Source organism: Yersinia sp. LJYL362 (genome assembly GCF_048323875.1).
In genome coordinates this window covers 1-11,699 of sequence record NZ_JBLWEX010000140.1, presented here as the reverse complement: position 1 = coordinate 11,699, position 11,699 = coordinate 1, and the positions used below count along the sequence as shown (strand labels likewise).

Sequence of the window (11,699 nt, the reverse complement as noted above, 5' to 3'; positions counted from 1 at the left end):
TTAACAATGTGGAAGAAGCCGAAGATGGCGTAGACGCATTGAATAAATTACGTACGGGTGGTTTTGATTTTGTGGTTTCTGACTGGAACATGCCGAATATGGATGGCCTGGACCTGTTGAAAACTATCCGTGCTGATGGGGCTCTTGGTACTCTGCCCGTTCTGATGGTCACGGCTGAAGCTAAAAAAGAGAATATCATCGCAGCAGCGCAAGCAGGTGCCAGTGGTTATGTAGTGAAACCTTTCACTGCCGCTACCTTGGAAGAGAAGCTCAATAAGATTTTTGAAAAGTTGGGTATGTAAGGAGGCGAGATGAGTAACCATCAAATGCCCGCAACAGATGCGGCATCAGCCAGTGATATAATAAGTCGTATTGGCCAACTGACGCGGATGTTACGCGACAGTTTGCGTGAGTTGGGTCTTGATCAGGCAATTGCTCAGGCGGCAGAAGCCATTCCTGATGCCCGTGACCGTCTGGACTATGTGGTTCATATGACAGCGCAGGCTGCGGAAAGAGCCTTGAACTGTGTTGAAGCAGCACAGCCGCGTCAGAATGAACTTGAGTCATCCGCTAAAGCACTAAAAGTTCGCTGGGATGAATGGTTTGAGAATCCAATCGAGCTGTCAGATGCCCGTTCTCTGGTCACTGATACCCGTGAATATCTGGATGTGGTGCCACAACATACCTCATTTACCAATGCGCAATTATTGGAAATCATGATGGCGCAGGATTTCCAAGACCTGACGGGTCAGGTTATCAAGCGCATGATGGATGTGGTGCAAGAAATTGAGAAACAGTTATTAATGGTATTGATGGAGAACATTCCTGATATGCCGTCAAAACCGCAAAAACCGACCGACAGTCTACTCAATGGGCCGCAACTGGATAAAAATGGCGCTGGCGTCATTGCCAGCCAAGACCAGGTTGATGATCTGTTAGATAGCTTGGGTTTCTAAGCGGCAGAAAATGTTTCGGGTGCAGATGAGGTCGTTTCCTCATCTGCATGGCCGTTGGCTAAGATGTATTTCTCCGCGCCGCTTTTATTTTTTATGGCACCCTACCATTTCCTGATACAATTTTTGGGCTAACGACACAGCTTTGCCCGCATTGACTCGCCCGTATCCATACCATTCACTGTGACCATTTTCATCATAGCCTCCATTTTTTTCATCTATTTTGTCGCAACTGTCGCGAATGATATCTTTGACCTCTTGATAGTTCAGAGTGGGGTTGACTGAAATAATCAAAGCGGCAACACCGGCAGCACCGGGACAGGCGCTGGAAGTCCCACCAAAATTATTAATATAATTACCAAAAATATCCCCTACAGCCGTGCTAGCCCCTGGGTTATCACCATATTCACGACGCAGATCGGTGGTCCAGATACCCGTGGTTAGAGGGGCAGGGTTGCCGAACGTGGGGTCTTCATAATCGTCACTGGGAAAAGAACACCAAAGTGATTTACCATAATTGCTGTAAACGGATCGGGTACTCCGATCATTACAAGCCGCGACAGCAATAACCGATTCATAACTGGCGTAACCATCTATCTCGACGGATTCATTGCCGTTACCGGCTGCAAAAAGGACGACACACCCCTTGCCTTTGCGCCCTTTATCAATAGCATAATCAATAGCCATACGAGTCAATGCTGGCAGTGCGGCCACAACGTCATGTTGAGGATCATCTGAGTTAGCCGACAGGCTGCCTTTCGGCCCCCAACTGCAAGAGATAACATCAGCTCCATGATCTGCTGCCCACACGAAAGCAAGAGCTTCATCTAACGAACCTAACCCGCTAACTTGACGTATTGGCATAAGGTTAGCTTCTGGTGCCACACCAGAGGCACCATAGCGGCCATCGGCACAGGCCACCCCTGCACATGGCGTACCGTGAGTATCATATTTGCCCGGTGTAGGATCATCATCGATGTTGGTACCAGATAGGTTACAAGGATGGAGTATCTTTCCTTCACGACTAAACTCCGGATGACCCATATCGAAACCGTCATCAATGACGGCGATAGTTGTGTCTTTGCCTAAGGTGATTTTGTGCGCACTTTCAACATTGGCGCTGGCGTCAACCTCGACTTCACGACGCACGGTGGTTTTCTTTAAATGCCACTGGTTAGGGTGAATGGTTTTGTGTTCTTTGTGATAAATTAATTCAGGATGACAATACTTAATATCCTTTCTATTTAAAATGTTTTCGGCAAGAGTAAAAGTGTCGTCGCCGGTGTCTTCTTGTGCTGAAACAAAATAAGCATTTTTAAGAAATGCTATTTTCATCTTAATGGTAAGCGTATATCCACATATTATTTTTTCACATTCAGATTCGGATAAATCATCATTGAATTGAACGAATATATTTTCTGTATAAATAAATGGCTGTTTGCTATTTTCAGTTTTAAATCCATACCCGGCGAACCTGACCATTTTATTATTAGCGATAACTTTCTTGATCTCATTCACTCTATCCGTGGGGGCATCTATGCTGATAACATAGGTATTAGCACTTGGAATACTGAAAATGATTTTATATTTTATAGTGTTATCGTTGATGGCGCTGAGCATCATGGTGGAGAAAATCCTCTCTGGATGCATCCTTATAACAAGGGTATGAGCCGATTTTATTATTGAGATGATTTTTCTTTCATTGCTCAAAACATCATAAGTAACGTCAAATCTTTTCATTTTAATTTCCCTTTAATATGAATGTTATGATTTTACTATTATCTGGATAGCTATTATTCAGATGTGGAGAAATGGCTGGAGCCAAAACTGTTTATATAACACTCAACCTGTCTATATACTCAACAAGCCCGTTTTAAATGTTCAATTAACTTAATAATAATTGCAATGTCATTTTTCATATTATAACAACCTTAGCTATGCGGGCATTTGACGTGCAAGGCATGTTTTACTCATAAATTCACTCCAATCTATGCTGATGGAGTGCACTCATCCGAGAAATAACCCCCTAATTGCAGCGTTGTTCCATCCATAGGCTAACTAAATGTTTGTCATGCTACGCATATTAATTTTCTCTTAGATGGGAACGCTTACGCTGAACAGGAACATTTACGCTAACAGAAGCCATTGCTGTGGCTGAAGATAGCGATGCGGACAAAAGCGAGGAACCCACAGCCCATAAGCTGGAGAAGGCTCGCGAGAAAGGCCAGATACCGCGTTCACGCGAACTGACCTCGATGCTGATGCTCGGGGCCGGTTTGGCTATTCTGTGGGTTTCGGGGGAATCGATGGCGCGTCAACTGGCTGCCATGATTGCTCAGGGGTTGCATTTTGATCACGGCCTTATCAGTGATGATAAGCAAATGCTGCGCCAAATTGGCATGTTACTCAGGCAAACGCTGATAGCGCTGATACCCATTTTTGCCGGATTGGTCATAGTGGCAATGGCGGTACCGATGCTACTGGGTGGTGTACTGTTTAGCGGCGAGTCAATCAAATTTGACCTCAAGCGGATGAGTCCGATTGCCGGTTTAAAGCGGATGTTCTCCTCTCAGGCGCTGGCTGAACTGCTAAAAGCCATCTTGAAAGCGACACTGGTGGGGTGGGTTACCGGCATATTTCTCTGGCATAACTGGCCCGATATGATGCGGTTAATGGCCGCTCCTCCGGTGGCCGCCTTAGGTGATGCGCTCCACTTGATTATTTTCTGTGGGCTAGTGGTGGTTTTAGGTTTGACCCCCATGGTCGGTTTTGATGTGTTTTTCCAAATAACCAGCCATATTAAAAAGTTACGTATGACCAAACAGGAAATACGTGATGAGTTCAAGGATCAAGAAGGTGATCCTCATGTGAAAGGGCGTATTCGCCAGCAGCAACGGGCCATGGCCCGCCGGCGGATGATGGCTGATGTGCACAAAGCTGATGTGATAGTGACTAACCCGACTCACTATGCTGTTGCGTTGCAATACAACGAAACCAAAATGAGTGCGCCAAAAGTCCTGGCGAAAGGGGCGGGAGCCGTGGCGCTGCGCATTCGTGAATTGGGCGCTGAACATCGCATTCCTTTATTAGAAGCTCCGCCGCTGGCCAGGGCATTATTCCGGCACAGCGAAGTGGGTCAACATATTCCTGCCACCCTTTATGCGGCAGTAGCTGAAGTCCTTGCCTGGGTGTATCAGCTGAAACGCTGGAAGCGGGAAGGTGGGCTAATCCCGAAAAAACCTGAACATCTGCCGGTACCGGAAGGGCTGGATTTTGCAACAGAAGAGAGTGAGACTGACTAATGGCTAATTTGGCCGCCCTGCTTCGTTTACCGGGCAATTTCAAAGATACGCAGTGGCAAATTCTTGCCGGGCCAATCTTAATCCTCATGATCTTGTCGATGATGGTGCTGCCACTGCCGCCTTTCGTCCTTGATTTGCTGTTTACCTTCAACATCGCGCTGTCCATCATGGTGTTGCTGGTTGCGATGTTTACTCAGCGTACTTTGGATTTCGCGGCATTCCCGACTATTCTGTTGTTCTCGACTTTACTGCGTTTATCCCTAAACGTGGCCTCTACTCGTATTATTTTGATGGATGGGCATACCGGTGCTGCGGCAGCAGGACGGGTGGTTGAAGCATTTGGCCATTTCCTGGTGGGCGGTAACTTCGCCATCGGTATCGTGGTCTTTGTTATTTTAGTGATCATCAACTTTATGGTCATCACCAAAGGGGCTGGGCGTATTGCTGAAGTTGGCGCACGTTTTGTTCTCGATGGTATGCCCGGTAAGCAGATGGCCATCGACGCCGACTTAAACGCCGGTTTGATTGGTGAAGACGAAGCGAAAAAGCGCCGCTCTGATGTGACACAAGAAGCGGACTTCTACGGTTCAATGGACGGGGCCAGTAAGTTTGTTCGTGGTGATGCTGTTGCTGGGTTACTGATTATGGTCATTAACGTGGTCGGGGGCCTGTTAGTCGGGGTACTTCAGCACAATATGGCTGTGGGTCATGCAGCAGAAACCTATACATTGTTGACCATTGGTGACGGCTTGGTTGCGCAAATCCCGGCATTGGTTATCTCCACCGCCGCGGGTGTTATTGTTACCCGTGTGAGCACTGATCAGGATGTCGGCCAGCAAATGGTCACCCAGTTGTTCAACAACCCGCGGGTGATGGTGTTGAGTGCGGCCGTATTGGGTTTACTGGGTATGGTGCCCGGTATGCCTAACTTTGTGTTTCTGCTATTCACCGCGGCCTTATTGGCTCTGGCCTGGCGTTTACGGGGTAAACAGTCGCAGCAACCGGCAGCCGCAGAAGCTCCGGTTATGCAGGATCAACAACAAGCGACGGAAGCCACCTGGTCAGATGTTCAACTGGAAGATCCTCTGGGTATGGAAGTTGGCTATCGCCTAATCCCGATGGTTGATTTCCAGCAAAATGGTGAGTTACTCGGGCGTATTCGCAGTATCCGCAAAAAGTTTGCTCAAGAAATGGGCTATCTGCCGCCGGTGGTTCATATCAGGGATAATCTGGAACTCCCGCCTGCGAGTTATCGGATCCTCATGAAAGGGGTTGAGATTGGCAGTGGTGAAGCCCATCCGGGCCGCTGGCTGGCGATCAACCCAGGTAATGCGGTTGGGACATTGCCTGGCGAAGCGACACAAGATCCTGCCTTTGGTTTGGCTGCGGTCTGGATTGAAAGTGCATTACGTGAACAAGCACAGATTCAAGGGTTTACCGTGGTTGAGGCCAGTACGGTCGTCGCCACACATTTGAATCACCTGATCAGTCAATATGCGAGTGACTTGTTCGGTCGTCAGGAAACCCAGCAGTTGTTAGATAGGGTTTCACAAGAGATGCCGAAGCTGACCGAGGACTTTATTCCCGGAGTGGTGACTTTAACCACGCTGCATAAGGTGCTGCAAAACCTGTTACTGGAGCGAGTCTCCATTCGTGATATGCGCACCATTATTGAGACGCTTGCCGAGCATGCGCCAAATCAAACCGACCCTTATGAGTTAACCGCGGTGGTACGCGTCGCGCTGGGCCGCTCAATTGCCCAGCAGTGGTTCCCTGGTACCGGTGAGATTCAAGTCATTGGGTTGGATGCAGCCTTAGAGCGTTTGTTATTACAAGCACTGCAAGGTGGTAGCGGTTTAGAGCCGGGGCTGGCTGACCGTCTACTGGAACAATCCAAGCAAGCGCTGCAACGTCAAGAGATGCTGGGCGCTCCGCCAGTGTTGTTGGTTAACCACGCACTGCGTGCATTATTAGCCCGCTTCTTGCGCCGCAGCCTGCCGCAGATGGTGGTGCTGTCTAATCTGGAAATCGGCGACAATCGCCAAATCCGCATGACCTCAACCATTGGAGCTGCCTGATGCTGACTTGTCTTTCCCGAAGCGTTCTGGTGGGCTTATTTTCAATCGGAATATTGCCACTAAATGCAATAGCTTCAGGCTCTTGGGTTGCCGAAGATATTGGTGTTACTCAGAGTTTTCGCGGTGTGGCAATCTCCGCCAAACCGCTACAATCACCGGTTGCACTGGCTCAAGAAAATGCGCGAATTGTATCGATAAGTTGGCGCTACCAATTAATGTCAGCAGCACCAGATGGTTTACAAGTTAAATTATGTACGCCAAGCCGCTGTATGCCACTTGAGGGTGGCAGCGGGCTGAGTCGTGGATTGGCCGGAGAAGCGGCTGCGACTCAGCTGACATTTATCTACTTTATCGCAGGAAAAGGGCGGGTCAATCCGCCACTGCAAGTCATTAATAACCAGGTCATCGTCAATTATCGTTGAATCCAAAATGGATAAGTGAAGGCGCAACACATAGGAAGTAGCATCATGCTGCTTAGCTGTTTTGCCTGCGCTGTTGAATGTACTGACATCGCCATTACACCGCAAAAAACCAAACTCAATAGTACACTCTGTTTTTTCATATACCCTCCTTTAAACTAAGCCAACGGTTGCTTAGCCTTGTCAGATTAATACCTCGTGAAAAATGGAGAGAGTCTATTTTATGAGACGAATGTAAGCTATTTTGATAATAAGAATATATCGCCATATATATTCAGGTTAAATATAACCTGGCAATTAAATTAACCAGTCAATATTACCATGATGACTTGTTTTGTATTTTATTTGTTACCGCTGTTGTTTTTAATGTTTTAATTTCCTTTTTTTAAGTTCTGCTATTCTATTATTGGTGTTTGCAAGAATGAAGAAGAGGTCATTTCTTGTCGCTGTTTTCATTTCTGCTATTTAAGTAAGTATTGTCGCGTTAATTTATACCTAAGGGGTACATTAATGTATTCATTTTTTAATGCACTAACTATGACTAAAATAATTTACAAGTTAATATTGTTGACTGGTTTAATATTTGGCATATTTACTTATGGGTTCTCACAGCAATATTATTTTAATTCAGAAGAGTTAGATAACCCTGCTAACCACAATGAAACCATCAATAAGATGATCAATACCGGAACCAGTCTGGCGGCGTCGGGTAATGCATCCAATATTGCCAGGTCAATGGTAAATGATGCGGCAAATCAGGAAATAAAACACTGGTTAAATAGATTCGGGACGGCTCAGGTTAATGTTAACTTTGATAAAAAATTCTCCCCCAAAGAAAGTTCTCTTGATTGGTTGTTGCCTTGGTATGACTCTGCTTCGTATATCTTTTTTAGTCAGTTGGGTATAAGAAATAAAGACAGTCGCAATACCCTTAATATCGGCGCTGGGGTGCGTACCTTCCAACAAAGCTGGATGTATGGCTTTAACACTTTCTATGACAATGATATGACCGGGCACAATCATCGTCTTGGCGTGGGTGCAGAAGCCTGGACTGATTATTTACAGTTATCGGCTAATGGTTATTTTCGTCTCAATGGATGGCATCAATCTCGTGATTTCGTTGACTATAATGAGCGCCCGGCAAGCGGAGGTGATATTCACGCTAAAGCGTATTTACCTGCACTTCCACAGTTGGGTGGAAAATTAAAATATGAGCAATATCATGGTGAGCGGGTGGCTTTGTTTGGTAAAGATAACCTGCAAAGTAACCCTTATGCGGTGACCGCAGGGCTTATCTATACGCCGATCCCCTTTATTACTCTGGGGGTCGATCAACGAATGGGAAAAAGTCGGCAGCATGAAACACAATGGAATTTACAAATGGATTATCGACTGGGGGAAAGTTTCCGTTCGCAGTTTAGCCCCGCAGCAGTGGCCGGAACCCGTTTACTGGCTGAGAGCCGTTATAATCTGGTTGAACGCAATCCAAATATTGTTCTGGAATACCAAAAACAGAATACTTTCAAATTAGCATTCTCACCTGCCGTACTCTCCGGCCTGCCGGGGCAGGTTTATTCCGTTGGTGCACAAATACAGTCTCAATCTGCACTACAACGTATTCTCTGGAATGATGCGCAATGGGTTGCTGCCGGCGGTAAATTAATACCCGTCAGTGCAACAGATTACAATGTGGTCTTACCGCCTTATAAACCGGTGGCACCAGCGAGTCGTACTGCGGGGAAAGCTAGCGAGAGCGAACCGGCGGTTAATACCTATACCCTCAGCGCAACGGCTATCGATAACCGGGGCAATAGTTCTAATCCATCTACTTTGACCGTTATTGTGCAGCAACCTCAGTTTGTTATCACCTCGGAGGTGACTGATGATGGTGCACTTGCTGATGGCAGTACGCCCATCACGGTGAAATTTACAGTGACTGATAGTGATAGTTCGCCGATTGTCGGGCAAGAGGGGGTGATAACCACCAGTAATGGCGCGCTTCCCAGTAAAGTCACGGAAAAAACCGATGCGCAGGGCGTGATAAGCATTGCATTAACTAGCACCACTGCTGGGGTGTCAGTGGTCACTTTAGATATTCAGGGGCAACAGTCTACTACTGATGTGCGATTTGCCGTGCTGCCGCCAGATGTCACAAACTCAAGTTTTAACGTTTCCACAGCTGATATTGTTGCCGATGGTACTATGTCATCGCTACTATCATTTATACCGCGTAATAAAAATAATGAGTTTGTCAGCGGAATAAAAGATCTTGAATTTATTCAAAGTGGTGTGTCGATAAATATCGGTACGATCACCGAAAATGCTGACGACTATACCGCCAATGTGGTGGGGAATTCCGTTGGAAATGTCGACATCACGCCGCAGGTGGATGGGGTGCCATTTAGCTCGTTGCAGAAAACAATTACCTTATATCCGATACCAAAGATAACCGGTATTAAGGTGAACGGTGAGCAATTTGCCACAGATAAAAGCTTCCCCAAAACTATCTTCCAGGGTGCTACGTTCCAATTGGAGATGAATGATAATGTGACAAATAATACCCAGTATGACTGGACATCATCCTATGCGGCCAGCGCGTCGGTTGATAGTCAGGGTCAGGTCAAGATTGCCTATAAGACCTATAGCAGCACCGTCATTGTGACGGCAAAAAGTAAAAAATTCCCGACTTATACGGCAACCTATCAATTCAAACCTAATTTGTGGGTCTTCATGGGAAGCAGTTCGCTGATGGATAGTTTAGCTGCGAGTAGAGCGTGTCAGCAGCTTGGTGATTTCGTAGCGCTGATTGAGTCCTCGCGCGCCACCAATGGCGGCACGCGTTCAGCTGACGCTACTTTGTGGGGCGAGTGGGGGAGTTTGGCCGCCTATAGTTCAAGCTGGCCAACAGGCAATTATTGGGCCAAAACGACCAGCACAGATTTTGTCGCCATGGATATGACTAGTGGTGCATTGCAGGGAGCATCGGTGTCATCAGCATATCCACTGTGCTCGGAGCCTCAATAGTGCTAAATACCAATCTTGCGGCCCAGCAAACTGGCACCTTTAGAGTGACCATCTGGCCCATACAGTGATTGGCCGTGGCGTGTATTCAACACCGCCAGCGCCTGAGTGTTGTGCTCAATATGTTGTTGCAGCAAAAGCCCGTTATGCAGGTTGCCGTAGCGCAGGCCTTCGGCCAGTTCCAAAATACGTTGCCAGCGCTCCGCTAATGCAGTGACGTTGCTGTAGGGCGCTTGAATATTGATACTTTTTTCGGTGGTGAGCCGGGTCTGGTCCAGATAAGCCAAGGTCGCTAAAATTGAACTTTTTTGTTCAGTTACGCCTTGCAACACGATACCTTGAATCCGACCGGAGCACAGCAGTTGCTGCTCTTGCGCTACGACGGTTTTCAGCGATTCAAGCAGTTCCAGTTGCTGGTCCAGATTGGTTTGTAATCTTTCCACCACCACCTATCCTTTTACGGTTAATAATTTTACGGGCAACGATTGTTGTTACGTCTAGCTATTCTTCAGGTCATCGGCAACATTTTTGAGCAAGGCATCGGCAATTTTACCGGTATCCATGGTCAGTTGGCCTGAACGGATCGCCTGTTTTAAGGTTTCTACACGTTCTACATTGATGTCCTGGCTGCCCGGTTGCATCAGTTTTGCCTGCGCATCACTCAATTTAACCTCAGTACCACTTACCGGTGTTTTTGATTGAGCGGAAGGTTTACGCGTTTGTTGCGCAATATCACTGGTTTCCCGTGGCTGCACTTGTGTCACCGGTAATAGCGGTTGAGTGCGATCAATACTCATGTTCTGTTGCTCCCTCTATAGCGGGATTGACGTTTATCGACCCGCAAGACTTTTATCTTTCAGTAAAAGAATGGCGGGATTGTCACTTTTTACCCGCAAATAACTGCATATTAGGGTTATCGGCACAGGTTAAAAAAACTTTAATAACTATAACATAATACGAACGGTGCCATCGTCGGCCACGGTGCCACTGACGATTTGGCCTGATGCCATGCGCACCCGAACAGTATCTTGAATGGCCGCATTATTCATCGCCTTACCATTACTGTTAACATTAAACCCTTCACCCTGTGCCAAGACCTGCACATCTTGCCCTGCTTTTATTATCCACAGGCGGCGCAACATATTGCGTGTTAGCGGTTGGCCAGCATTGATTTGTCGCAAGCTGACCGCACCTTGAGCAAAGTTGGGTTCCAATAACGCGCCGGGAGGTAGGGTATCGAGCCGACCTTTTTTCATTTCGATATCTTGCGGTGTAATTTTTTCACCTGCTGCCAGTTGACGAGCCGCCACTGCATAATGACCACTGACTTGTACTTGGGTCTGAATAAAACGCCGCACACCATCACAACGGACCGACAGACTAATATTGCCCCAAGTGCGGGCATTAGCCGGGAGCGTTATCTCCGGCATATCACATTGTGGCCACTGGTTCTGCGGGGTTTTAATCACCACGTTAACCTGGCTCTCTTTATCCGGATATTGCTGTTGGAAGAATTGATTTACCTGCACTGATAAATCTGTCGCCATCGCTTGATGAGTGACGGCTTGACTCAGCAACAGCACCCCCAATGCACATTTTATGACGCCATTTCTGTTCATTGCCATCCATCTCTTCTCCGTCTACACAACCCGGTAACACCGAGTCGGCCCCTGTTACCCACTAGTGTACCTGTACCTCGCTGAGGTTAAGGGAACAAATAGCAACGCATTTTGCCCTTATTCTGACGATAGGCTTCCCTGTACGGCGTTTATGCTGTCGGCTCCAAATTCTAACCTTGTGGGGGGACTATGCTCGACAAACTGGACGGTGCTCTGCGTTTTCAACAAGAGGCGCTTAATTTGCGCGCGCAACGACAGGAGATCCTGTCGTCCAATATTGCTAATGCGGATACACCCGGCTTTCAGG

The 11,699-nt window shown here is 47.2% G+C and carries 11 protein-coding genes; 7 read left to right on the top strand and 4 right to left on the bottom strand.

The features are described 5' to 3' along the window. On the top strand, nucleotides 1-302 hold a 302-nt coding region (cheY, locus tag ACNSO8_RS06525; RefSeq protein ID WP_418393655.1), incomplete at its 5' end, for a chemotaxis response regulator CheY. 9 nt (nucleotides 303-311) lie between these two features. Further along, entirely contained in the window at nucleotides 312-956 is a 645-nt protein-coding gene (gene cheZ / locus ACNSO8_RS06520) for a protein phosphatase CheZ (protein ID WP_005164477.1), read from the top strand. 84 nt (nucleotides 957-1,040) lie between these two features. On the opposite strand, the gene hreP is transcribed toward cheZ, so the two are convergent. After that, on the bottom strand, nucleotides 1,041-2,693 hold the full coding sequence (hreP, locus tag ACNSO8_RS06515) for a subtilisin/kexin-like serine protease HreP (RefSeq protein ID WP_418394162.1): 1,653 nt from the start codon (nucleotides 2,691-2,693) through the stop codon (nucleotides 1,041-1,043). Nucleotides 2,694-3,103: 410 nt separating this feature from the next. On the opposite strand from hreP, the gene flhB reads away from it, so the two are divergent. The 4 genes from flhB (at nucleotide 3,104) to inv (ending at nucleotide 9,776) form a co-directional block, all read left to right on the top strand. Next, entirely contained in the window at nucleotides 3,104-4,255 is a 1,152-nt protein-coding gene (gene flhB, locus ACNSO8_RS06510; protein ID WP_005164474.1) for a flagellar biosynthesis protein FlhB, read from the top strand. Continuing rightward, on the top strand, nucleotides 4,255-6,333 hold the full coding sequence (gene flhA, locus ACNSO8_RS06505) for a flagellar biosynthesis protein FlhA (RefSeq protein ID WP_019080857.1): 2,079 nt from the start codon (nucleotides 4,255-4,257) through the stop codon (nucleotides 6,331-6,333). The genes flhB and flhA overlap by 1 nt, the downstream gene beginning before the upstream one ends. Next, complete coding sequence (locus ACNSO8_RS06500; RefSeq protein ID WP_046051167.1) at nucleotides 6,333-6,755, top strand: flagellar protein FlhE; 423 nt, start codon at nucleotides 6,333-6,335, stop codon at nucleotides 6,753-6,755. The genes flhA and ACNSO8_RS06500 overlap by 1 nt, the downstream gene beginning before the upstream one ends. A gap of 507 nt (nucleotides 6,756-7,262) precedes the next feature. Next, a complete protein-coding gene (gene inv, locus ACNSO8_RS06495; RefSeq protein ID WP_418394161.1) occupies nucleotides 7,263-9,776 on the top strand; it encodes an inverse autotransporter invasin Inv in 2,514 nt (837 codons plus the stop codon). A 2-nt stretch (nucleotides 9,777-9,778) separates the two neighbouring features. On the opposite strand, the gene ACNSO8_RS06490 is transcribed toward inv, so the two are convergent. The 3 genes from ACNSO8_RS06490 to flgA form a co-directional block, all read right to left on the bottom strand. After that, nucleotides 9,779-10,219 (bottom strand): flagella synthesis protein FlgN, encoded by a 441-nt coding sequence (locus ACNSO8_RS06490; RefSeq protein ID WP_019082867.1) that lies wholly within the window; start codon nucleotides 10,217-10,219, stop codon nucleotides 9,779-9,781. A gap of 51 nt (nucleotides 10,220-10,270) precedes the next feature. Further along, complete coding sequence (flgM, locus tag ACNSO8_RS06485) at nucleotides 10,271-10,570, bottom strand: flagellar biosynthesis anti-sigma factor FlgM (RefSeq protein ID WP_019080852.1); 300 nt, start codon at nucleotides 10,568-10,570, stop codon at nucleotides 10,271-10,273. Between the two features lie 147 nt (nucleotides 10,571-10,717). Next, nucleotides 10,718-11,398, bottom strand: coding sequence for a flagellar basal body P-ring formation chaperone FlgA (flgA, locus tag ACNSO8_RS06480; RefSeq protein ID WP_046051165.1), 681 nt, complete (start codon nucleotides 11,396-11,398; stop codon nucleotides 10,718-10,720). A 183-nt stretch (nucleotides 11,399-11,581) separates the two neighbouring features. On the opposite strand from flgA, the gene ACNSO8_RS06475 reads away from it, so the two are divergent. After that, the coding region (locus ACNSO8_RS06475; protein WP_418393662.1) for a flagellar basal body rod protein FlgB at nucleotides 11,582-11,699 on the top strand (118 nt) is incomplete at its 3' end.